Annotated in this window: 22 protein-coding genes; 16 read left to right on the top strand and 6 right to left on the bottom strand. The window is 71.2% G+C overall.

Annotated elements, in window-relative coordinates:
• Positions 1 to 2 precede the first annotated feature (2 nt).
• On the top strand, positions 3 to 725 hold the full coding sequence (locus AB0G47_RS21560; protein ID WP_360772163.1) for a helical backbone metal receptor: 723 nt from the start codon (positions 3 to 5) through the stop codon (positions 723 to 725).
• Here the strand turns inward: AB0G47_RS21560 and AB0G47_RS21555 are convergent.
• Entirely contained in the window at positions 694 to 1,818 is a 1,125-nt protein-coding gene (locus AB0G47_RS21555) for a TDT family transporter (protein ID WP_360772161.1), read from the bottom strand. The two genes, AB0G47_RS21560 and AB0G47_RS21555, sit on opposite strands and share 32 nt — an antisense overlap.
• 70 nt (positions 1,819 to 1,888) lie before the next feature.
• On the opposite strand from AB0G47_RS21555, the gene AB0G47_RS21550 reads away from it, so the two are divergent.
• Complete coding sequence (locus tag AB0G47_RS21550; RefSeq protein ID WP_360772158.1) at positions 1,889 to 2,830, top strand: LysR family transcriptional regulator; 942 nt, start codon at positions 1,889 to 1,891, stop codon at positions 2,828 to 2,830.
• A gap of 158 nt (positions 2,831 to 2,988) precedes the next feature.
• On the opposite strand, the gene AB0G47_RS21545 is transcribed toward AB0G47_RS21550, so the two are convergent.
• From AB0G47_RS21545 to AB0G47_RS21535, 3 genes are all read right to left on the bottom strand, one after another.
• Complete coding sequence (locus AB0G47_RS21545; RefSeq protein ID WP_360772155.1) at positions 2,989 to 3,702, bottom strand: gamma-glutamyl-gamma-aminobutyrate hydrolase family protein; 714 nt, start codon at positions 3,700 to 3,702, stop codon at positions 2,989 to 2,991.
• Positions 3,703 to 3,704: 2 nt separating this feature from the next.
• Complete coding sequence (gene eat / locus AB0G47_RS21540; RefSeq protein ID WP_360772152.1) at positions 3,705 to 5,153, bottom strand: ethanolamine permease; 1,449 nt, start codon at positions 5,151 to 5,153, stop codon at positions 3,705 to 3,707.
• Positions 5,154 to 5,313: 160 nt separating this feature from the next.
• Positions 5,314 to 6,060 (bottom strand): FCD domain-containing protein, encoded by a 747-nt coding sequence (locus AB0G47_RS21535; RefSeq protein ID WP_360772151.1) that lies wholly within the window; start codon positions 6,058 to 6,060, stop codon positions 5,314 to 5,316.
• A 77-nt stretch (positions 6,061 to 6,137) separates the two neighbouring features.
• Between AB0G47_RS21535 and AB0G47_RS21530 the strand changes: the two genes are divergently transcribed.
• The 6 genes from AB0G47_RS21530 (at position 6,138) to AB0G47_RS21505 (ending at position 13,419) form a co-directional block, all read left to right on the top strand.
• The gene (locus AB0G47_RS21530; protein WP_360772149.1) at positions 6,138 to 7,508 is read left to right on the top strand and encodes a glutamine synthetase family protein; all 1,371 of its coding nucleotides are present in this window, start codon (positions 6,138 to 6,140) and stop codon (positions 7,506 to 7,508) included.
• Between the two features lie 7 nt (positions 7,509 to 7,515).
• Positions 7,516 to 8,907, top strand: coding sequence for an aldehyde dehydrogenase family protein (locus AB0G47_RS21525; RefSeq protein ID WP_360772147.1), 1,392 nt, complete (start codon positions 7,516 to 7,518; stop codon positions 8,905 to 8,907).
• A gap of 6 nt (positions 8,908 to 8,913) precedes the next feature.
• Entirely contained in the window at positions 8,914 to 9,696 is a 783-nt protein-coding gene (locus tag AB0G47_RS21520; protein ID WP_360772145.1) for a 3-oxoacyl-ACP reductase, read from the top strand.
• Between the two features lie 103 nt (positions 9,697 to 9,799).
• On the top strand, positions 9,800 to 11,101 hold the full coding sequence (locus tag AB0G47_RS21515; RefSeq protein ID WP_360772142.1) for a haloacid dehalogenase-like hydrolase: 1,302 nt from the start codon (positions 9,800 to 9,802) through the stop codon (positions 11,099 to 11,101).
• Between the two features lie 34 nt (positions 11,102 to 11,135).
• Complete coding sequence (locus tag AB0G47_RS21510) at positions 11,136 to 12,440, top strand: haloacid dehalogenase-like hydrolase (RefSeq protein ID WP_360772139.1); 1,305 nt, start codon at positions 11,136 to 11,138, stop codon at positions 12,438 to 12,440.
• Between the two features lie 28 nt (positions 12,441 to 12,468).
• Entirely contained in the window at positions 12,469 to 13,419 is a 951-nt protein-coding gene (locus tag AB0G47_RS21505; protein WP_360772136.1) for a DUF2510 domain-containing protein, read from the top strand.
• A 7-nt stretch (positions 13,420 to 13,426) separates the two neighbouring features.
• Here AB0G47_RS21505 and AB0G47_RS21500 read toward each other — a convergent pair whose 3' ends face one another.
• The gene (locus AB0G47_RS21500) at positions 13,427 to 14,629 is read right to left on the bottom strand and encodes an amino acid deaminase/aldolase (protein ID WP_360772133.1); all 1,203 of its coding nucleotides are present in this window, start codon (positions 14,627 to 14,629) and stop codon (positions 13,427 to 13,429) included.
• A gap of 138 nt (positions 14,630 to 14,767) precedes the next feature.
• On the opposite strand from AB0G47_RS21500, the gene AB0G47_RS21495 reads away from it, so the two are divergent.
• Genes AB0G47_RS21495 through AB0G47_RS21485 form a run of 3 tightly spaced genes read left to right on the top strand, consistent with a single transcriptional unit; the run spans position 14,768 to position 18,193 of the window.
• Positions 14,768 to 16,246, top strand: a complete 1,479-nt coding sequence (locus AB0G47_RS21495; RefSeq protein WP_360772130.1) for a hypothetical protein — start codon at positions 14,768 to 14,770, stop codon at positions 16,244 to 16,246.
• Positions 16,243 to 17,406, top strand: a complete 1,164-nt coding sequence (gene mycP / locus AB0G47_RS21490) for a type VII secretion-associated serine protease mycosin (RefSeq protein WP_360772127.1) — start codon at positions 16,243 to 16,245, stop codon at positions 17,404 to 17,406. The genes AB0G47_RS21495 and mycP overlap by 4 nt, the downstream gene beginning before the upstream one ends.
• A 52-nt stretch (positions 17,407 to 17,458) precedes the next feature.
• Positions 17,459 to 18,193, top strand: coding sequence for an SseB family protein (locus AB0G47_RS21485; RefSeq protein ID WP_360772124.1), 735 nt, complete (start codon positions 17,459 to 17,461; stop codon positions 18,191 to 18,193).
• Between the two features lie 4 nt (positions 18,194 to 18,197).
• On the opposite strand, the gene AB0G47_RS21480 is transcribed toward AB0G47_RS21485, so the two are convergent.
• Positions 18,198 to 18,584 (bottom strand): DUF1844 domain-containing protein, encoded by a 387-nt coding sequence (locus AB0G47_RS21480; protein ID WP_360772122.1) that lies wholly within the window; start codon positions 18,582 to 18,584, stop codon positions 18,198 to 18,200.
• Between the two features lie 321 nt (positions 18,585 to 18,905).
• Here AB0G47_RS21480 and infC point away from each other — a divergent pair, with 321 nt between their 5' ends.
• The 5 genes from infC to AB0G47_RS21455 all read left to right on the top strand — a co-directional run bounded on the left by infC (position 18,906) and on the right by AB0G47_RS21455 (position 22,610).
• Positions 18,906 to 19,628, top strand: a complete 723-nt coding sequence (infC, locus tag AB0G47_RS21475; RefSeq protein ID WP_360772435.1) for a translation initiation factor IF-3 — start codon at positions 18,906 to 18,908, stop codon at positions 19,626 to 19,628.
• 120 nt (positions 19,629 to 19,748) lie between these two features.
• The gene (rpmI, locus tag AB0G47_RS21470) at positions 19,749 to 19,943 is read left to right on the top strand and encodes a 50S ribosomal protein L35 (RefSeq protein WP_135330421.1); all 195 of its coding nucleotides are present in this window, start codon (positions 19,749 to 19,751) and stop codon (positions 19,941 to 19,943) included.
• A 97-nt stretch (positions 19,944 to 20,040) separates the two neighbouring features.
• Positions 20,041 to 20,427, top strand: a complete 387-nt coding sequence (rplT, locus tag AB0G47_RS21465) for a 50S ribosomal protein L20 (protein ID WP_360772118.1) — start codon at positions 20,041 to 20,043, stop codon at positions 20,425 to 20,427.
• 169 nt (positions 20,428 to 20,596) lie between these two features.
• Positions 20,597 to 21,442 (top strand): RNA methyltransferase, encoded by an 846-nt coding sequence (locus AB0G47_RS21460; protein ID WP_360772116.1) that lies wholly within the window; start codon positions 20,597 to 20,599, stop codon positions 21,440 to 21,442.
• Between the two features lie 52 nt (positions 21,443 to 21,494).
• The gene (locus tag AB0G47_RS21455; protein ID WP_360772112.1) at positions 21,495 to 22,610 is read left to right on the top strand and encodes an ATP-binding protein; all 1,116 of its coding nucleotides are present in this window, start codon (positions 21,495 to 21,497) and stop codon (positions 22,608 to 22,610) included.
• The last annotated feature ends 91 nt before the right edge of the window (positions 22,611 to 22,701 follow it).

Below are 22,701 nucleotides of genomic sequence, written 5' to 3'. Positions count from 1 at the left end.
CCATGCCCGGTACGCGGGTCGTCTCCCTCGTCCCGTCCCTGACCGAGGCGGTCGCCGTCACCCTGCCGGGCGCGCTGGTGGGGGCCACGGAGTGGTGCAGCCATCCGGCGGAGTTGGACGTGGTCCGCGTCGGCGGCACCAAAAACCCCGACATACGCGGCATCGTCGCGCTCGCCCCGGACCTGGTGATCGCCAATGAGGAGGAGAACCGCGCCCCCGACCTCGCGGAGCTGCGGGCGGCGGGGATCGAGGTGCTCGTGACGGAGGTACGCGATCTGCCGGGCGCCTTCCGCGAGCTGGCCCGGGTGCTCGCCGCGTGCGGTTCGGGGCGGCCGCGGTGGCTGGACGAGGCGGAAGAGGCGTGGGCGCGGCTGCCGGCGCCGGAGGTCAGGCTGCGGGCGGTGATCCCGATCTGGCGGCGCCCCTGGATGGTCCTGGGCCGCGACACGTTCGCCGGTGACCTGCTGCGGCGCCTGGGCGTCGACAACGCGTACGCGACCCACACCGAACGCTATCCGCGCATCCCGCTGGAGGAACTGCGGGCCGCGGCACGCGACCTGGTGGTCCTGCCCGACGAGCCGTACCGCTTCACGGCCGAAGACGGCCCCGAGTCGTTCCCCGCCCCCGCGGCGCTGGTCAGCGGCCGCCATCTGACCTGGTACGGACCGTCGTTGGGGGAGGCGCCGGGCGTGCTCAGCGGGGCGCTGCGAGCAGCTTTCCGCTGAAGAGGCCGCGGGTGGTGTGGGTGAGGGCCACCGTCCAGGCTGCCACCAGGACGATGAACAGGGCGACGGCCAGCCAGTCGTAGACCGCGAGGCCGGTGTGCTTGCCCAGGCCCTCGGCGCCTGTGACGCACGTACCGACGGGGAAGGTGAACGCCCACCAGGTCATCGCGAAGCGCATGCCCCGGCGTCGGGCCCGCAGCACCATCGCGGCCGCGAGGGCGAGCCAGAGGAGGGCGAAGCCCATCACCGGGACGCCGTAGAGCACGGCGAAGACCGCGAAGCCCTGGTCGTAGGGGGCGGGGACGACGCCCGAAGCGGCCGTGTCGGCGAACTTGTTGACCGCTGTGGTCGACTGGCCGAGCGGGCCGAGGACCAGGAAGAGCGTGGGGGTGAGCGCGAGCGGCAGGGGGCCGCCGGTCATCAGGCGGGCGAAGATCATGGGCAGCATCACCAGGGTGGCGAGCAGACTCAGGCCGAACATCGCGAAGCAGGCGAAGAGCAGCGTCTCCTGCGCCTGTCCCGCCGGGAGATGGGGTACGAGGAGAGGGCCGGCGGCGGCGGACACCATGGGCGCCACGATGGGCAGGAGCCAGACGGGCGATGCCTGGCCCGGCTCTATTCGGTGCCTGACCACCATCAGGTAAGGGATCGCCACGGCCACCGCGAGGCCGATGACGCTGCCGGCGATGAACAGCACGCTGCCGAGCGCCACCGCCGCGCCCGTACCGATCCAGTCCTCGCCCAGGAGGAGGGCGCCGCCGCCGACCGCCACCAGGGCCATGGCGAGACAGCCGTAGAAGGGGGCGACGGCCGGGTCGAGGAGATGGGCGCGGGCCTGGTCGCGGTGGTGGACCCAGTGCAGGGTGCGGGCGGCGAGCAGCGCGGTGAGCATCAGCAGGGAGAGCGCCCAGACCGCCGTGCAGGCGGTCCGCAGGCCGGGTCCGCCGACCGGGCCGGGGAGCGTGGCGCCCGCGTTGGCGATGATCGCCGTGCCCATGACGGCGGCGTACCAGTTCGGGGCGAGGTGACGGGTGGCGGGGGCGCTGCGGCGCACGCTGTGCGCGGGGGCCTGCGGGTGGGCGACGGTGACCATGCGTCCACGGTCCTTCCTCGCCGGGTCCCCCACCAGGAGTCATGCCCCTATGAGGGCATAACCTGGGCTTATGAGTACGACGTCATCCACTCCTGCCGAGTTCTCCGATACGCCGCCGGGGGCGCCGCTCGCCCATCGTGTGCCGGACCTCGGAGCGCTCGAACTGCTGCTCGCCGTGGCGCGGCTCGGCAGCCTGGGGCGGGCCGCGCGGGAGCTCGGCATCACCCAGCCCGCCGCGAGCAGCCGCGTCCGGTCCATGGAGCGGCAGCTCGGGGTGGCGCTTGTGGACCGGTCGCCGCGCGGTTCGCGGCTCACCGACGCGGGGGCGCTCGTCACAGACTGGGCGCGGCGGATCGTGGAGGCGGCGGAGGCGTTCGACGCGGGGGCGCAGGCGTTGCGGGACCGGCGGGACTCGCGGCTGCGGGTCGCGGCGAGCATGACGATCGCGGAGTATCTGCTGCCCGGCTGGCTGATCGCGCTCCGTTCGGCGCGGCCCGACACGGCGGTGTCGCTTCTCGCGGGCAACTCCACGGTGGTGGCGGAGCGGCTGCTCTCCGGGGAGGCGGACCTCGGCTTCGTCGAGGGTCTCACCGTGCCGAGCGGGCTCGACTCGGCGGTCATCGCCCACGACCGGCTGATCGTCGTCACCGCGCCGGGGCATGTGTGGGCGCGGCGCCGGAAGCCGCTGGGGGCCTCGGAGCTCGCGGCGACTCCGCTGATCCTCCGGGAGGAGGGGTCGGGGACCCGGCAGGTCCTCGACGCGGCGCTCGGCGGGCTTGCGCGGCCGCTGATCGAGCTGTCGTCCACTACGGCGGTGAAGGCGTCCGCGGTGAGCGGGGCGGGGCCTGCTGTGCTGAGTGAGCTGGCGGTGGGGGAGGAGTTGGCTTCGCGGCGGCTGGTGGAGATTCCGCTGGCGGAGGTGCGGTTGCGGCGCGAGCTGCGGGCGGTGTGGCCTACGGGGCACCGGCCTACTGGGCCGGCGCGGGATCTGTTGTCTTTGACGCGGGCTTAGAGCAGCGGCCGGGGGTGCTTTGTCTCTGACCTGTGCTGAGGGTGCCCAGGGGTGCTCTGTCGCCGCCCGCCTTCGCCGAAAAGCTTTTCCCGCCCACCCACCCGATCACCCTGCGGTATCGGGTGGGTGGGCGGGAAAGCTTTTCGGCGGCAGGATGCCTACGCCGCCCCCGCCGCCCGTACCAGGGCCCGCATCACCCGCAGATCCTCCCCCATCTCCGGATGCCACTGTACCCCCAACGCCCAGGCGGAGCCCGGGAGTTCGACCGCCTCCACCGTGCCGTCGTCCGCGTGGGCCGAGACCACGAGATCCCGGCCCAGACGGGCCACCGCCTGGTGGTGGTACGTGGGCACGTCCGTTGAAGCCTCCGGCACGATCGACGCGTACAGCGTGTCCGGCACCGGCTTCACCTCGTGCGTGCCGAAGACGCCGATCGCCTCGACATGCCCCTCCATGTGCTGGGTGAGCGTTCCGCCCAGCGCCACGTTCAGGAGCTGCATCCCCCGGCAGATGCCGAGCAGCGGCGTCCCCGACGCCAACGCCGCCTCGATCAGGGCCAGTTCCCACGCGTCCCGCTCCCGCGCGGGCGGCCCCGTGTGGTCCTCGGGCTCCGCGCCGTAGCGGACCGGCTCGACATCGGGGCCGCCCGCGATGACCACGCCGTCGACACGGGCGACGACCTCGGCGGCGTACGAAGGATCGTCCGGCGGAAGCATCGCCGCGCTGCCGCCCGCCGCCTGGACCAGGCGCGGGTAGCCCGCCGGCAGCAGCGCCGCGTCGAGCTCCCACACACGCCAGCGCGCCTTCGACTCCAGGTAGGTGCTGATGCCGATCAGTGGCCTGTCGGTCCCGCTCACCTTCGTCTCCCTCATGCTCAGCCGCGTTCCAGTTCCGCCTCCGCGGCGGCCAGCGCCGCGAACTCCTCCTCCGGCGCCCGTGCGACAAGCCGCTTGCGGCTGTAGAAGCCGAAGTACGCGATTGCCACCACATATACCCCGAGCGCGATGAGTGCCGCCGTCACGTCCACCAGGAACGTCGCCACCAGCGCAGAGCAGGCCAGAACCAGCGCGACGGACGAGGTCACAGTGCCGCCCGGCGTGCGGTACGGGCGCTCGAGGTCCGGCTCGCGGCGGCGCAGCACGATGTGCGAGAGGGACATCAGGGCGTACGAGATGGTGGCGCCGAACACCGCGACGTTCAGCATCCGGGCGCCGTCCCCGGTCGCCGCCGCAAGGCCGAAGCCGATCGCCCCCGGTACCAGGAGGCCCAGGTAGGGGGCCTTCCGGCTGCTGGTGAGCGACAAGTACTTCGGCAGATATCCCGCCCTCGACAGCGCGAAGAGCTGGCGCGATCCCGCGTAGATCAGGGAGAAGAAGGACGCCACCAGGCCCGCGAGGCCCGCGTAGTTGACGATGCGGCTGAGCGTCGTCGCCTTGCCGTCCGGCTGCAGCGCCTCCACCAGCGGATTGCCTGCCTCCTGGATGGCGTTCGCGCCGCGCGCCCCCGCCGATGCGAAGAACGTGAGGAGCGCGAGGACGATGAGGATGGCCATCGACCAGCGGATCGCCCGCGGCAGCGTACGGGCCGGGTCCTTGGTCTCCTCGGCCGCGAGCGGTACGCCCTCCACGCCAAGGAAGAACCACATGCCGAACGGGAACGCCGCCCAGATACCCAACAATCCCATCGGCAGCCAGGAGTTGGACCCGAAGGCCGATGAGTCCACCGCGATGTCGTTCAGCTTCGACGCGTCGAAGTCCATGAACGCCGCGACCGCGAAGACGAGCAGCGCGGCCACCGCGATGCCGGTCACCACGAAGCTGAAGCGCAGCGCCTCGCCGACGCCCCAGAGATGGATGCCGATGAAGATCACGAAGCAGGCCAGATAGACCGGCCAGCCCGAGGTCAGGCCGAAAAGGCCGAGCGATTCCACGTAGTCGCCGATGAAGATGGCGATCGCGGCCGGCGCCAGGATGTACTCGATGAGGATCGCCGTGCCGGTCAGGAAGCCGCCCCAGGGGCCAAGGGCCCGGCGTGCGAAGCCGTAGCCGCCGCCCGCCGTGGGGAGCACCGACGACAGCTCCGCCAGCGAGAACACCATGCACGCGTACATCAGGCCCATGAGCGCCATGGCGATCGCGAGGCCGCCGAAGCCGCCCTCCGCCAGGCCGAAGTTCCAGCCCGAGTAGTCGCCGGATACGACGTACGCGACGCCGAGCCCGGTGAGCAGGAGCCAGCCCGCGCTGCCCCGGCGCAGCGTTCTTCGCTCCAGATAGTCGTCCGCCGGCTCGGCGGTGGTGGGTGGCTTGGTGGACTCCACGGTCATGGCACGGCTCCTATGCGGCGGCGGCACTGCGGCTCGGCGGCTGGATCACTCAGGCGAACTCAGGTGACTCAATGGAACGGATCCATACCTTTGCCGTGCCACCGGCGAGAAATCAAGACCCCTGCGTTACACCGCGGTTAATCACCCCTCACCGCGCCCTTTATGTCAGAAAACCCCGCAGCAAGGCGGCCGTCCCGGCGCAGTGCTCGCGCATGATCTCCCGCGCCCCGTCCGCGTCCCCGTCGAGCACCGCCTCCACGAGCGCGGTGTGCTGGCGTTGCGAATGCTCCAGGTTCCGGACCAAGAGGGGGATGCAGTCCAGGAGGTCGTTGACGGTCGCCCGGACCGCCGCGTACTGCGCGGTGAGCGAGGGCGAGCCGCAGAGCTCGGCAAGGGTCAGATGCAGCAGGGTGTCCAGGCGGCGGTACTCGGACAGCGGTGCGTCATGGGTCTGCGCGAGCGCCGAGCGCAGCCGTTCCTTCTGCTCGTCGTCGAGGCCGTGCGCCGCGCAGAGCCCGGCCGCTCCGACCTCCAGGACCTCGCGGAAGCGCAGCGCGTCCTCGACGTCGACGTCCGCCACGCGCCGCCGCAGCTCGTCCTCGCCGGCCGCCTCGGGACGCGGGCGTACGAACGTACCGCCGTAGCGGCCGCGCCGCGACTCGACGAGGCCCTGGTCCTGGAGCACCTTCAGGACCTCGCGCAGCGTGACCCGGCTGATGCCGAGGCGGTCGGCCAACTCCCGCTCCGACGGCAGGCGTTCACCGCCGGGCACCAGGCCGAGACGGACGACCTGGAGGATCTGCTCCAGGGCCTCCTCGAAGCCGTTGCCCGCCCGCACGGGACGAAGCACCGGCGTCAGCCGGTCATCGGTCGCGGCGCTCGCGTCGTCGGCATCCGTCTGCGACATCTGGCCGTACCCCCTTCCCAATCAATGGTTCTCGGCAATACCTTATGGCTCTCGGCTGACCCAAGGAGGATTTTCCCGTGGCAGACCGCACACCCCCGCTCGGGGTCGAAGAGCTGCGTGCTCTCGTCACGAGCGGCGAGATCGATACTGTCGTCCTGGCCTTCCCCGATATGCAAGGGCGGCTCCAGGGCAAGCGGTTCGCCGCACCCTTCTTCCTGGAAGAGGTCCTGGAGCACGGCACGGAGGGCTGCAACTACCTCCTGGCCGTCGACACGGAGATGAACACCGTCGACGGATACGCGATGTCCTCCTGGGACCGCGGCTACGGCGACTTCGCGATGCACCCCGACCTGAGCACCCTGCGCCGCGTCCCCTGGAACGAGGGCACCGCGATGCTCATCGCGGACCTCGCCTGGAACGACGGCTCACCCGTCGTCGCCGCGCCCCGGCAGATCCTGCGCCGCCAGCTCGACCGGCTCGCCGAGCTCGGCTACACCGCCAACGTCGGCACGGAGCTCGAGTTCATCGTCTTCAAGGACACCTACGAGCAGGCCTGGGACTACGGCTACAAGGGCCTGACCCCGGCGAATCAGTACAACATCGACTACTCCGTGCTCGGCACCGGCCGCATCGAGCCGCTGCTGCGCCGCATCCGCAACGACATGACCGCCGCAGGCCTGGTCGTCGAGTCGGCCAAGGGCGAGTGCAACCCCGGCCAGCACGAGATCGTGTTCAAGTACGACGACGCCCTCGTCACCTGCGACCAGCACGCCATCTACAAGACCGGCACCAAGGAGATCGCGTCCCAGGAAGGTGTCTCGATCACCTTCATGGCCAAGTACAACGAGCGCGAGGGCAACTCCTGTCACATCCACCTCTCGCTCTCCGACGCCGACGGCAACAACGCCATGGCCGGTTCCTCGGACGACCCCGGCGGAATGTCTCCGGTCATGCGCCACTTCCTCGCCGGGCAGCTCGCCGCGCTCCGTGACTTCTCGCTCCTCTACGCGCCCAACATCAACTCCTACAAGCGGTTCCGGCCGGGATCGTTCGCGCCGACCGCCGCCGCCTGGGGCTACGACAACCGCACCTGCGCACTGCGCGTCGTCGGCCACGGCCGCTCGATGCGCTTCGAGAACCGCCTGCCGGGCGGCGACGTGAACCCGCACCTCGCGGTCGCCGGACTCGTGGCCGCGGGCCTGCACGGCATAGAGCAGAAGCTCGAACTGCCCGAGGAGTGCACGGGCAACGCCTACACCGGCGACTACGCGCACGTGCCGACCACGCTGCGCGAGGCCGCCGAGCTCTGGGAGAACAGCCCCATCGCCAAGGCCGCCTTCGGCGACGAGGTGGTCGCGCACTACAGCAACATGGCGCGGGTCGAACTGGACGCCTTCGACTCCGCGGTGACCGACTGGGAGCTCCGCCGCTCCTTCGAACGTATGTGAGGCACCCTTGCTCGACGTACAGAACCTCGACGTACTGAACCCGGCGACGGAAGAGGTCGTCGCGACCGTCCCCGCCGCCACCGCACAGGACATCGACGCCGCGGTCGTGCGCGCCACCGCCGCCCAGGCGAAGTGGGCCGCCGTCGCCCCCGCGGACCGCGCCCGGCTGCTGCGCCGCTTCGCGGTCACCGTCGATGAACACCTGGAGGAACTCGCCCGGTTGGAGGTGCGCGAGGCCGGTCACGTCATCGGCAACGCGCGCTGGGAAGCGGGCAACGTCCGTGACCTCCTCGACTTCTCGGCCGGGGGAGTGGAGCGGCTGAGCGGCCGTCAGATCCCCGTGCCCGGCGGTCTGAACGTCACGGTCCTCGAACCGCTCGGGGTCGTCGGCGTCATCGCGCCCTGGAACTTCCCCATGCCGATCGCCGCCTGGGGCACCGCCCCCGCGCTCGCGGCCGGCAACGCGGTCATCCTGAAGCCCGCCGAGACGACCCCGCTCACCGCGCTCCGGCTCGCCGAACTCGCCCTGGAGGCAGGCCTTCCCGAGGGTCTCTTCCAGGTCCTGCCCGGCACCGGCGCCATCGCGGGCAACGCCCTGGTCGAGCACCCCGGCGTCGCCAAGATCGTGTTCACCGGGTCGACCCGCGTCGGCAAGCAGATCATGAGCAAGTGCGCCGACCGCGTGAAGCGGCTGACGCTCGAACTCGGCGGCAAGAGCCCGAACATCGTCTTCGCCGACGCCGACGTGGAAGCCGCCGCCCTCGCCGCCCCGATGTCGTATCTCGACAACTCCGGCCAGGACTGCTGCGCCCGCACCCGCATCCTCGTGCAGCGCTCCGTGTACGACCGCTTCCTGGAGATCGTGCGGCCCGCCGTCGAGTCGATCGTCGTGGGCGACCCGTCCGACGAGAAGACGCAGATGGGCCCGCTGATCTCCAAGTCCCAGCTGCAGCGGGTGCGTTCGTACGTCGCGGAGGGCAGCGGAATCCACGGCACGGCCCCCGAAGGCCCCGGCTTCTGGTTCCCGCCGACGCTGCTCACCGACGTCGACGCGGACGCGCCGGTGGCGACGGAGGAGGTCTTCGGCCCGGTCGCCGTCGTCCTGCCCTTCGACGACGAGGCCGACGCGATCCGCCTCGCCAACGCCACCGAGTACGGCCTGTCCGGCTCCATCTGGACGCGGGACGTCGGCCGCGCACTGCGGGTGTCCGGAGCCGTCCAGGCCGGGAACCTGTCCGTCAACTCGCACTCCAGCGTGCGCTATTGGACCCCGTTCGGGGGTTACAAGCAGTCCGGACTCGGCCGCGAGCTCGGCCCGGACGCGCTCGCCGCCTTCACGGAAACCAAGAACGTCTTCATCAGTACGGAAAGCACCAGCCCGGAAAGCACGGAGGCCTGAGCACCCATGACCGAACAGAACATCTGCCGCCGCCTGGTAGGCCGCACCGCCGTCATCACCGGTGCCGGCAGCGGCATCGGCCTCGCCACCGCGCGCCGCCTCGCCTCCGAGGGCGCCAACATCGTCTGCGGCGACATCGACGAGACCGCGGGCAAGGCCGCCGCCGAGGAGGTCGGTGGGACCTTCGTCAAGGTCGACGTGACCGACGCCGAGCAGGTCGATGCGCTCTTCAAGACGGCGTACGACACCCATGGCTCGGTCGACATCGCCTTCAACAACGCGGGCATCTCGCCGCCCGACGACGACTCCATCCTGGACACGGGACTCGAGGCCTGGAAGCGCGTCCAGGAGGTCAACCTCACCTCCGTCTACCTGTGCTGCAAGGCCGCCATCCCCTACATGCGGCAGCAGGGCAAGGGCTCGATCATCAACACCGCGTCGTTCGTGGCGCGCATGGGCGCGGCGACGTCCCAGATCTCGTACACCGCGTCCAAGGGCGGCGTCCTCGCCATGTCCCGCGAGCTGGGCGTGCAGTTCGCCCGCGAGGGCATCCGCGTGAACGCGCTCTGCCCGGGCCCGGTCAACACCCCGCTGCTCCAGGAGCTGTTCGCCAAGGACCCCGAGCGCGCCGCGCGCCGCCTCGTGCACATCCCCGTGGGCCGCTTCGCCGAGGCCGATGAGATGGCCGCCGCCGTGGCGTTCCTCGCCAGCGACGACTCCTCGTTCGTGAACGCCACGGACTTCCTCGTCGACGGCGGGCTCACCGGGGCGTACGTCACCCCGCTGTAGGCCCCACGCGCAGATCACCCCGCAGTTCACCCAGCAGTCACCCACCCGTCAGCCGGGCGTCGCACGACGCCCGGCTGACCTGCGTAAACACGGGAGTGTGTTCGTGAACTTCAAGCGCCGCGCCACCGCGGCCACAGCCGTACTCGCCGTCGCCGCAGCCGGTCTCGTCACCGTCCAGGCCACCGCTCAGGCCACTCAGCCCGCTCGGCCCGAGGCCGCGCACTGCCCCGAGCTCACCGTCTCCAAGGGCTGGTACGGCGGGCACGACGGGAACGCAGCCCGCATCCAGAAGATGATCGACACGTACGGGAAGTGCGGCGAGCAGCATCGGAGAGGCGGCGCCAAGCCCGTCGCCACCTTCGACTGGGACAACACGGTCATCAAGAACGACGTCGGCGACGCCACCATGTTCTGGCTGCTGCGCAACAGCAAGATACGTACGCCGAAGAACGCCGACTGGCACACCACGAGCCGCTACCTCACCGACCCCGCGGCCAAGGCCCTCACCAAGGCCTGCCCCGCCACCGGCACCACCCTGCCCACCGGCCGCGACACGGACTGCGCCGACGAGATCGCCTCCGTCTACGCCGAGGGCACCACCAAGAGCGGGGAAGCGGCCTTCGACGGTTTCGACCACCGCCGCATGGAGCCCCAGTACGCCTGGCTCGCCCAGCTCACCCAGGGCTGGTCCGCCCGCCAGATCAAGGGCTTCGCGGCGGCCGCCCGCAAGGAGAACCTCGCGGCGCCCATCGGCACCGAACAGACCGTCGGCACCGGCAAGTTCACCGGCTGGGTCCGCTATTACGACCAGCAGCGGGATCTGATCCGTACGCTCAAGAAGGCCGGATTCGACGTGTACGTGGTCTCCGCGTCGCCCGAGCCCGTCGCCGAGGTCTGGGCGCGGAGCGTGGGCGTCGACGCCCGGCACACCATCGGCATCCGCAACGTCACCGCGCACGGGAAGCTGACGGCCCATCTGAAGGGCTGCGGCACCGTCGAGGACGGCGACGACTCGATGATCACGTACATCGACGGCAAGCGCTGCTGGATCAACCAGGAGATCTTCGGAGTGCGGGGCGCGGCCGCCGAGAAGGTCCAACCGGCGCAGAAGCGGCAGGTGTTCGCGGCCGGCGACTCCGACACCGACATCTCCTTCCTGCGCGACGCCACGGCCCTGCGCCTCGTCCTGAACCGCAACAAGAACGAGCTGATGTGCCGCGCCTACGACAACGGCGACGGCCGCTGGCTGGTCAACCCCATGTTCATCGAACCCAAGGGCAGGCTCGCCGAGCCCTACCCGTGCGCCAGCACCGGCTACACCGAACGGGACGGCTCCGAGGGCCCGGTACGCCGCACCGACGGGTCCGTCATCCCCGACCAGCAGGACACGGTGCACGGGACCTGACCAGGCCTCAGAGATTGATGTACGGTCCATGCGCATGCGCAACAGACATGCCTTGGCGTTGACGCTGGCCACGGCCGCCACTCTGGCGGCCGGGCCGGCTGCACTCCCCGCGGCCGCCGCCACGCCCGCGAACTCCCCCGCTGCGAAGGCCCATTGCCCGCAGCTGTCCACAGAGCTGACCTGGTACGGCGACAACCGTGACCGGCTCCAGCAGATGATCGACGAGCGGGGCCGCTGCGGCCCCCACCGGGGACACGACGAGAAGCGTCCGGTCGCCGCCTTCGACTGGGACAACACCGTCGTCAAGAACGACGTCACCGACGCGACGATCGCCTGGTCCCTCCACCACGACAAGATCCTGCGTCCCGCCTCCTGGAAGTCCACCAGCAAGTGGATGACGGACGAGGCCGACAGGGCGCTCACCGCCGCCTGCGGCACGGACGTGCCGGTCGGCGAGCCGCTGCCCACGTCCACGGACACCGACTGCGCCGACGAGATCTTCGAGGTCCGCGAGGACGGGAAGACGATGAGCGGCGCCGCCGCCTTCGCCGGGGACTGGGACCACCGGCACACCGTCCCGCAGTACGCCTGGGTGCCCCAGCTCTTCGCCGGACACACCGTCCCCGAACTGGAGTCGTACGCCGCGAAGGCCCGCAAGGAGGCCCTGGCCGCCCCCGTCGGCGCCACCCAGACCGTCGGCACGCACGAGATCCCCGCGTACGTCCGCTACTACGACCAGCAGCGCGACCTGATCCGCACGCTCAAGAAGGCCGGATTCGACGTCTACATCGTCTCGGCAGGGTCCGAGCCGGTCGCCGAGGTCTGGGCTGCCGGTAAAGGGGGTGTCGGCATCGACCGGAAGCACACCATCGCCATCCGCTCCGTCCTCGACCACAAGGGCCGCATCACCACCTGGAACCAGGGCTGCGGCGACGTCCCCGTCAACCAGGGCGAGGCCATCCCCTACATCGACGGCAAGCGCTGCTGGATCAACCAGGAGATCTACGGCGTCCAGGGCAAGTCGGCCTGGGACAGGCAGGACTGGTCCCACCGCATCGCGCTCGGCGGCGGCGACGCCGACACGGACGTGACGTTCGTCGACGACGCGACCGGCGCGCACCTGGTACTGAACCGCAACAAGAGCGAGTTCATGTGCCGCGCCTACGACAACGCCGACGGCCGCTGGCTGGTCAACCCCATGTTCATCGAGCCGCTGCCGCGCAAGACGGACCCGTACCCGTGCTCGACGGCCGCGTACAACGAACACGACGGAAGCAAGGGCCCGGTCCTGCGCGAGGACGGCTCGGTCGTGCCTGATCAGGCGGACGCGGTGTTCTGATCTTCGGGGCACGACTTAGAGTGCCGGGATGAGCATGTCGCCCCCTCCCGGCTGGTACGCGGACCCGTCGGCTCAACCGGCACAGCATGTCGAGCGCTGGTGGGACGGGTCCGCCTGGACCGAGCACCGGCGCGCGCCCGAAGCCCCTCACCTGGGCCAGGCGCAGCCGGGGTTCGGCCCGCCGACGCAGCCGCTGCCGGTGCCTTCAGGGGGAGGCGGCCGGGCCAAGGTCGTCGCGCTCGCCGTCGCGGGGGTCGTCCTGGTCGCGTCGATCGTCACCGGGGTCGTGGTGCTCGGCGGCGACGACGGCGAGCCGACCGGCGGCGATCCCGCGCCGACCACGTCGGAGCCGGTGGACACCCCGTCGCCGACCTCACCGACGCCCACCACGTCGGCGCCCGACCCCGACCCCTCCCACCTCGTGGACCAGCTGAACGGCATCACGATCCCCGTCCTCGACGGCTGGGAGAAGGCCGACAACACCGTCGGCAGCGACCCGACCATCTGGACGCCCGACACCTACGACTGCCCCGGCGAGGGCAGCTTCTGCCGGCACGGCACGGTGTACTCCCGCACGGCGACGGCCACCGACGAACGCTCGCCCAAGGCGCTGGCCCTCGGAGACATCAAGGACGCGGCGGACCGGGCGTACGACCAGGACACGATCGGCCGGGAACTGTTCGGCGGCATCACACGGCACGAGAAGGTGAAGGAGGGGAGCGTGGCGGTCGCCGGACGCTCCGGATACCTCGTCCGCTGGCGCGTCTACACCGAGAAGGGCCCCGGCGGATACGTCCAGTCGCTCGCCTTCCCCTCAAGCCTCGGGTCGGAGGCGCCGGTCATCGTCCGCTTCGCCATCGACGCCGGGGACGGCGCGCCGCCCCTCGCCGACCTGGACAAGATGACCAAGGGCATCAGGACGATCGGCGAAGGCGAGACCAGCGGCGGCGTGGGCAACAGCGTGGGCCCCACACCGTGACCCCGCACTAGAGGAACGTGTGGCCCTCGCCCCGATACGTCGGCACGGTCGCCGTCACGCGGTCGCCCTCCACGAGGTGCAGCGCGTCGAACCGCTCGCACATCTCCCCGGCCTTGGCATGCCGGAACCACACCTTGTCGCCGATCAGGAGGTCGTCGGCGGGGGCGCCGAGCAGCGGGGTCTGCACCTCGCCAGCGCCTTCCTGCGGGTCGTAACGCAGCCCTTCCGGGAGGTATGGCACGGGGGAGCGGTCGGGGCCCGCGGCGCCCGACGCCGGGTAGCCGCCGCCGAGCACCGTCACCGTGCCGACGCCGGGCCTGCGCACCACGGGCTGCCCGAAGAGCGCGGCCGGACGCCCGCTGAACGACGTGTAGTTGTCGAAGAGCCGCGGTACGTACAGACCCGACCCGGCGGCGATCTCGGTCACCGCGTCCTCGGCCGCCGTGTGCTGGACGCTGCCCGTGCCGCCGCCGTTGACGAACTCCAGGTCCGGCGCGATCGCGCGCACCGCGCGGATGGTCTCCGCACGGCGGACCGCGAGCTCCTTGCGGGCCGCCCTCTGCATCATCCGGATCGCCCGCGACCTGACCGGATGCCCCGCCACCGCGTCACCGACCCCGGCCACATGCCCCTCGTACGCCATCACGCCCACGAGCCGGAAGCCGGGCCGCCGGGCCACGGCGCGGGCCAGGGCGGCGACCTGGACGGGGGAGTGCAGCGGAGAGCGCCGTGCCCCTATCCGCACCCGCCCCCCGAGGGCCTTGAAGGCGGTGTCCAGTTCCAGACAGACCCGCACCTCTTCGGTCCCCTCGCCCCTGGCCTCGTCGATGAGCTTCAGCTGCGCCGGGTCGTCGACCATCACGGTCACCGACGCGGCCAGCTTCGGGTCGGCGGTGAGCTCGGCGAATCCTGCGCGGTCGGCCGACGGATAGGCGAGGAGCACGTCGTCGAACCCGGACCGGGCGAGCCAGATCGACTCGTCGAGCGTGAACGACATGATCCCCGCGAAGCCGTCCTTGGCAAGGACCCGCTCGAGCAGGGCCCGGCAGCGCACGGACTTGCTCGCGACCCGGATCGGCTTCCCGCCGGCCCTGCGCACGAGATCGGCGGCGTTGGTATCGAACGCCTCCAGATCGACGATCGCGAGCGGGGCGTCCAGGTGTGCGGTGGCCCGGTCGTAGCGGGCTCGGTCTGCGGCGCGGCCTGTCATGGCCGAAGCCTGCCAGACACAATTACCAGAGGGTAGGGGGATGATCCGGGCAGATCGCCCCGGCCCGCGGACTGGTTCCCTGCCGACCTGCCTCTGCCTTTAGAGTTACGCGCACAAGAGCGAGGAAACGGGGGGTGCATGAGCACGGAAGCGCGGCGGACTCCCGTCCCGCCACAGCCCGCGACTCCACCCCCGCCGCCGCAGCCGCCCGCCGCGGCCCGCTTCCCGGATCTGCGCCCGCCGGTGCCGCCCGTGGACCCGGACGCCGAGCCCGCCGACCGGGCGCCCGACGGCGACCGCGACTCCGTCCTCGGGGCCCTGCTTGCCCCCTTCGACCGCGTACGGCAGCCCGTTACCCCGGCCCCGGCGCATCCCCCGAAGCCGGTGGACCAGGAGGGTGACGCGGCATCCGTGACCCAGGCGTCCCCGCCACCGCCGCCCGCATCGGCCCGCTTCCCTGATGCGCCCCCGCCGTCGGCGACGCTGGGCACGCCGGGCACGACGGGTACGACGCGGATACGGGAGCCGGAGCAGGAGCCTGCCCCGGCCGCCCCGGCCGCCCCTGCCGCCCCTCCGGCCGTCCCGCCGCAGCCTCCCGTCCCGCCCCGCCTCGCAGAAACCGGAACAGGCGCCGAGCCCGTGAACGAGACCGCTGCGGACGCCGCCGATTACCGATTGCCCCCGCCGGTGCCGCCGAAGCCCGCTGCGGTCTCCGAGGCGACTTCCCCCCGAACCACCGCCGCCCGCCGGGCAGTTGGTGCCGTAGACCTGACACCGGGCCCCGGTGCCGGGCGCCCCTTCGTGACCTTCGCGCCGCCCGCGCTGTACGACGACAGCACCACCCGGCTGCGGCCCGTCCGCTCCTGGGCGCGCCCCAGGGCGGCCGCCGCCGCTGCCTGCGTGGTGCTCGGCCTCGGCCTCATCGGCGGTGCGGCCACCGGGAGTTGGCTGACCGGCGACGCCGAAGGAGCGGGCAGCACGCAGTCCGCGTACGCCGTCGCGGGCGAGCTCTGGCACAGCGTGCCCGTCGACCGGCTCTTCCCCGTCACCATCAAGGGAGAGGGCGCGGGCCCCGGCGGCGCCGACCGCACCTGGACCCGGATAGCCGTCGCCCCCGACAGCGGCTGCAAGGCGGCCTTCGACCCGCTCCTGCGCAAGGCGCTCGCCCCGGCAGGCTGCCTGCGCCTCCTGCGCGCCACGTACACGGACGCGACCCGCAGCCATGTCACCACGGTGGGCCTGCTGTTCACCAAGGCCGACGCCGACGCGATGCGCTCCCTGCGCACCCGCTTCACGGAGGAGGGCCTCGACCGGCGCGCCGACCTCATGCCACGGCCGTACGCAGCCAAGGGCACCCCGGCAGCCGGCTTCGGCGACGCCCAGCGCGCCTCCTGGACCGTGTCCGTCCTGCCGGACGCCCCCGTCGTCGCCTTCGCCGTCTCCGGTTTCGCCGACGGCCGCACGGTCACCGAACCGGAGCCCGCCGAGGAAGCCATGAAGACCTCCGCCACCACCGCCCCCGCCCAGGCCGGTCTCGGCAACGAGGCGAAGGGCATCGCCGACCGCGTCGAACGAGGCCTGCGCAAGACCATCGCGGCCACGGAGAAGTCCTCATGAGAATCCGCCGGTTGACGACCGCCGCCGTGCTCGCCGGGTCCCTCGCCCTGCTGCCCGCCGTCGCGCACGCCGACGACGGCATCCGCGCACAGCAGTGGGCCCTGGACGCCATGCACACCGACCGGGCCTGGCAGACCACCAAGGGCAAGGGCATCACCGTCGCCGTGCTGGACACCGGCATAGACGCCGAACACCCCGACCTGAAGGGCAATGTCCTGCAGGGCAAGGACATGGTCGGCTTCGGCGCGAAGCGGGGCGACCGCCCCTGGGCCCGGCACGGCACCGCCATGGCCGGCATCATCGCCGGCCACGGACACGGCGCTGGCGGCGGCGACGGCGTGCTCGGCATCGCCCCGGAAGCGAAGATCCTGCCGATCCGCGTGATCCTGGAGGACGGCGACCCGGCCCGCGCGAAGGCCCGCAACACCCGGGGCAACGCCCTGGCCGACGGCATCCGCTGGGCCGCCGACCACGGCGCCGACGTCATCAACCTCTCCCTGGGCGACGACTCCAAGTCCGCCCACCCCGAACCCGCCGAGGACGCGGCCGTCCAGTACGCCCTGAAGAAGGGCGCCGTCGTCGTCGCCTCCGCGGGCAACGGCGGCGAGCGCGGCGACCACATCTCCTACCCCGCGGCCTACCCCGGCGTGATCGCCGCCACCGCCGTCGACGAGGACGGCGACCGCGCCTCCTTCTCCACCCGCCGCTGGTACGCCACCGTCAGCGCCCCCGGCAAGGACATCGTCATCGCCGACCCGGACCGCGAGTACTACGAGGGATGGGGCACCAGCGCCGCATCCGCGTTCGTCTCCGGCGCCGTCGCGCTGATCCGCGACGCCCACCCCGGCCTGACCCCCGCCCAGATCAAGCAGCTCATCGAGGACACCGCCCGCGACGTCCCCGGCGGCGGCCGCGACGACTCCCGGGGCTTCGGCTTCATCGACCCGGCGGCCGCGATCGCCGACGGCGGCAAGATGAAGCCACAGGGGCTGACCTCGGCGGCGTACGAGAAGAAGTACTTCGGTACGGGGCCCGACCCCGACCGGGGCGACGACGGCCCCGCCGGGTGGGTCGGCCCGGTCGCGGGCGGCCTGGGCGTGGCTCTCCTCGCGGCGGCGGTCTACCTGTGGCGCGGCCGGCGGGGAAACCCCGTCCGCTAGGAGCGGGACCGCGGTCGTCGGGCCCCCTGCCACGGTCGATAGGGTCAAGGCCGTGGCGAACAAGAACATCCCGGACCCCGGCTTCTCCGACGACAACGGGTCCGCCGACCCCCGGCTGACCAGCGCGCTCGCCGCCTGGGCCGAGGACCGCACCGCGCACGGCCCGGTCCTCGAAGCACTCGCGGGCGCCCGCCTTCTCGTCCCCGTCGTCGCCGTCCTCGGCGAGGTCGAGGAGGAGGAGAACGGCCTGCGCCGCGAGAAGACCAGCGACATGGCGGTGCCCACCCTCAAGGCGGGCGACCGCAAGGCGCTGCCCGCCTTCACCTCGACCGCGTCCCTCGCCCTGTGGGACCCGGAGGCCAGGCCCGTCGCCGTGCCGCTGCACCAGGCCCTCGCGGCCGCCGCCCACGAGCAGGCCGACACCATCGTGCTCGACCTCGCCGGCCCGGTCCCGTACGAGATCAACCGCTCCGCCCTGATCGCCCTCTCCGAGGGCCGCCGCAGCCAGGACCCGCTGAGCGACCCCGCCGTCACCGCGGCCGTGCGCGCCGCTGTCGCCGCCGAGCCCGCCGTCCTGCGCGCCTACCTCGGTGCGGGCAGCGCGGACGGCACCCTCGCCCTCGTCATCGACCCCTCCGCGGCCCCCGGGGAAGCCGCCCAGCGCGTGGCCCGGCACCTTGCGGCCGACGAAACACTGAGGGCCCGCCTGGTGAGCGGCCTCGACCTGGCACTGCTGCCGGCCGAGGCGACGCCACCGGGCGAGCCCCTTTACGTACGTACGGTGTGAGGACTCAGCCGAAGACCGGGCCCGTGTACTTCTCGCCGGGTCCCTGACCCGGCTCGTCCGGCACGTGGGAGGCCTCGCGGAAGGCCAGCTGCAGCGACTTCAGGCCGTCGCGCAGCGGGGCCGCGTGGAACGAGGAGATCTCCGTGGCGCTCGCGTCCATGAGACCGGCCAGGGAGTGGATCAGCTTGCGGGCCTCGTCCAGGTCCTTGTGGCCCTCGCCGCCCTCGGCGAGGCCCAGGTTCACGGCCGCGGCGCTCATCAGGTGGACCGCCACCGTGGTGATCACCTCGACCGCGGGGACGTCCGCGATGTCACGGGTCAGGGTGTCGAAGTCGGGGGAATCAGGGGAGGAGCCTGCGGGGGACTCGGGGGTGGGGGTCGCGTCGCTCATGTCCCACACGATATGCGGAGCCCTCCGCGGGCGGCGCCGCGGGAGTCCGCGTGCACGCTGGTTAGCCGCTCCCCCCGGGACCTGCTAACCTTGTGTAACGACCGGCCGGATACTCGCGTCCAAACGCAAGGAACCCGGCCCACAAGTGGAGGCTCCGCTTCCCACCTGGCCGCTCCCCGGAGCGGCGGGTCACCGGTCAGGCGGCCACAGTCCCCGAGACTACGGCCCGCCCGAGTTGCGCCCCGCGATCATCGCGGAGGTGCTCCGGTAGTAATGGAGCCCCTTCCTGTGATCGGCCGGGGCATTTTTTGTGCGCCGAGTCTGTTGGTCCGAAAACACAGACGTAACGCGGCTGTCCGCCAGACCGCCGCGTGGTGCTACCGAGGAGGATCCATCAGCGCCGAGCCCCGCATCAACGACCGGATTCGCGTTCCCGAGGTGCGACTTGTCGGTCCCAGCGGCGAGCAGGTCGGGATTGTTCCGCTTGCCAAGGCCCTGGAGCTTGCACAGGAGTACGACCTGGACCTGGTCGAGGTCGCGGCGAACGCCCGTCCGCCCGTGTGCAAGCTCATGGACTACGGGAAGTTCAAGTACGAGTCGGCCATGAAGGCCCGTGAAGCGCGCAAGAACCAGGCGCACACGGTCATCAAGGAGATGAAGCTCCGGCCGAAGATCGACCCGCACGACTATGACACCAAGAAGGGTCACGTCGTCCGGTTCCTCAAGCAGGGCGACAAGGTCAAGATCACGATCATGTTCCGTGGTCGCGAGCAGTCCAGGCCGGAGCTCGGCTACCGACTGCTGCAGCGTCTCGCGAACGACGTCGAAGACCTCGGGTTCATCGAGTCGAACCCGAAGCAGGACGGCCGAAACATGATCATGGTCCTCGGTCCGCACAAGAAGAAGACCGAAGCCATGGCCGAGGCCCGCGAAGCCCAGGCCGCCCGCAAGGCCGAGCGCCAGGGTCGCGGCGACGACTCCGCCGAGGAGTCGCCCGCCGACGCCGACGCCGAGTCGCCCGCCGAGGAGCCTGCAGAGGCCTGATCCAGGACGCGCCTCCCACGCGCGCCCCGGATGACAATCGATACAACTGACGCTCCCTGCCGCCGGTTCGCAGGAACTGGAACCGGCGGGGAGTGCCACTGACGAGGAGAGAACGGCGCTATGCCGAAGAACAAGACGCACAGCGGTGCCAGCAAGCGCTTCAAGATCACCGGCTCCGGCAAGGTGCTCCGTGAGCGCGCCGGCAAGCGCCACCTGCTCGAGCACAAGTCGTCCCGTCTGACGCGTCGCCTCAGCGGCAACGCCGAGATGGCCCCGGGCGACGCCAAGAAGATCAAGAAGCTTCTCGGCAAGTGAGTTCGGGCGCCGAAGACGGCGCCTGAACTCTGACCGGGACCCAATCGATACCGGGCCGTGTGAAGACAACCACGGCCCCGCTACAAGGAGTTAACAAGTGGCACGCGTCAAGCGGGCAGTCAACGCCCACAAGAAGCGTCGGGCGATCCTCGAAGCGGCCAGCGGCTACCGCGGCCAGCGGTCGCGCCTGTACCGCAAGGCCAAGGAGCAGGTCACCCACTCCCTGGTCTACAACTACAACGACCGCAAGAAGCGCAAGGGCGACTTCCGTCAGCTGTGGATCCAGCGCATCAACGCTGCGGCCCGCGCCAACGGCATCACCTACAACCGCTTCATCCAGGGTCTGAAGGCCGCCAACATCGAGGTGGACCGCAAGATCCTCGCGGAGCTTGCCGTCAACGACGCGAACGCCTTCGCGGCGCTCGTTGAGGTTGCGCAGAAGGCTCTGCCGTCGGACGTCAACGCCCCGAAGGCTGCTGCCTAAGCCGTGCGTTGAGCTGAACCGTGACCGGACCCGCAAGCCTGTGGCTTGCGGGTCCGATTGCGTCCGCTGTCTGCCGACTGCGGGTCGTGGGGGCTGGTCGCGCAGTTCCCCGCGCCCCTTACGGGGCCCGACCGCCCCCGTTCAATTCCCGCACCCCGAAGGTGACTTGATGCCCGCCGCTCCTGAGCTGATCTCCTCCAAATCGCCCCGCGTCAGCGCCGCCCGGCGGCTGGCCAAGCGGAACTTCAGGGGTAAGGAGCGGCTGTTTCTCGCCGAGGGGCCACAAGCCGTGCGGGAGGCCGCTGCCTACTCGGACACGCTGGTGGAGCTGTTCGCGACTGTCGACGCCGCCGAGCGGTACGCCGACATCGTGGGGGAGGCCCGCGCCGCCGGGGCCCGGGTGCATCTCGCCGACGAGGACGTCATCGCCGACATCTCGACGACCGTGACGCCTCAGGGGCTCGTCGGGGTCTGCCGGTTTCTGGACACGCCCTTCGAGGACATCCTCGCCGCCCGGCCCAAGCTCGTCGCCGTGCTCGCGCACGTCCGCGACCCCGGGAACGCAGGCACCGTGCTGCGGTGCGCCGACGCCGCGGGTGCCGAGGCGGTGATCCTCACGGACGCCTCCGTGGATCTCTACAACCCCAAGTGCGTGCGCGCTTCGGTCGGTTCGCTCTTCCATCTGCCCGTCGCCGTCGGCGTACCCGTCGAGCGGGCCGTGCAGGGGCTCAAGGACGCGGGCGTACGCATCCTCGCCGCCGACGGAGCGGGCGAGGACGACCTCGACGACGAGCTCGACAAGGGCACCATGGGCACCCCGTCCGCCTGGGTCTTCGGCAACGAGGCCTGGGGGCTTCCGGAAGAGACCCGCGCACTCGCCGACGCCGTGGTGCGCGTTCCGATCCACGGCAGAGCCGAGAGCCTCAACCTCGCGACGGCGGCGGCGGTGTGCCTCTACGCCTCCGCCCGTGCACAGCGTGCCGTGGGAGGGTGCCGTTCCGTAACCCCCAGCTAGTAGTGTGACGGACTCGGGGGCCCACGCCAGTCCTAGAGGTGGGATACGGGGAATGACCATCGGCACGAGCAGATCACCGGGAGCGCAGACCGTCCTGCGCACCCGCGCGGACCCGGGCGGCCTCGGCAGCCTGGGCCTCGACCCGGACGAGCTGCCCGACGGCCTCGTCGTCGCGGACGAGACGGGCCATGTCATCTGCTTCAACACCGCGGCCGCACGCATCACCGCGGTCCGTGCCGCCGACGCCCTGGGCTCACCGCTGGAGCTCGCCCTGCCTTTAGAGGACCTCGAAGGGCGCCGCTGGTGGCAGCTCACCGATCCCTACGGCGGCCTCGCCACCCGTTTCGCCCAGCCCGAGCGCAATCTGCTGCTCCCCGGCGGGCGTGAGGTCCTCGTCTCCGCGCGCTATGTGCGCACCGCGCCCACCGGGCCCGTCCGCCGTGTCGTCGTGTCCATCCGCGACACCGAGGCCCGCCGCCGCACCGAACGCAGCCATGCCGAGCTGATCGCCACGGTCGCCCATGAGCTCCGCTCGCCCCTCACCTCCGTCAAGGGCTTCACGGCGACACTGCTCGCCAAGTGGGAGCGGTTCACCGACGACCAGAAGAAACTGATGCTGGAGACGGTGGACGCCGACGCCAACCGCGTCACCCGGCTCATCGCCGAGCTCCTCGATATTTCAAGGATCGACTCCGGGCGGCTCGAACTGCGTCGGCAGCCCGTCGACATCGGCGCCGCCGTCGGCCGCCACGTCCAGGCCCATGTCGCATCCGGCCAGGACGCCGACCGCTTCCTCGTACGGATAGAGCAGCCGCTGCCCGACCTCTGGGCCGACCCCGACAAGATCGACCAGGTGCTCAGCAACCTCCTGGAAAATGCCGTGCGGCACGGCGAGGGAACGGTCACCATTGATGTGGCGTCCTCGGCGACCTGCTCGACGGCCGTGACCGTGAGCGACGAGGGCCCCGGCATTCCGGAGGAATCGATGGGCCGTGTCTTCACCCGCTTCTGGCGGGGCAGCAAGCGCGGCGGGACGGGACTTGGCTTGTACATCGTGAAGGGCATCGTGGAGGCGCACGGCGGGACGATCACCGTCGGCCGCGCGCCCGCCGGCGGCGCCGAATTCCGATTTACGTTGCCCGTGGGCACTCCGGCGTATCTCCTCTGATCATCACTGATCACCTTTGATCCGCCCGAGCACCGCCCGCGGGCTCATTCACCTGCGCCACCCCCGTTAGACTCGATCCTTGGCACGTTTG

Source organism: Streptomyces sp. NPDC021622 (assembly GCF_040640795.1).
In the GTDB taxonomy this organism is placed as follows: Bacteria; Actinomycetota; Actinomycetes; order Streptomycetales; family Streptomycetaceae; genus Streptomyces.
The sequence above is the reverse complement of the archived record's forward strand: the minus strand, read 5'-3'. Positions and strand labels throughout refer to the sequence as shown.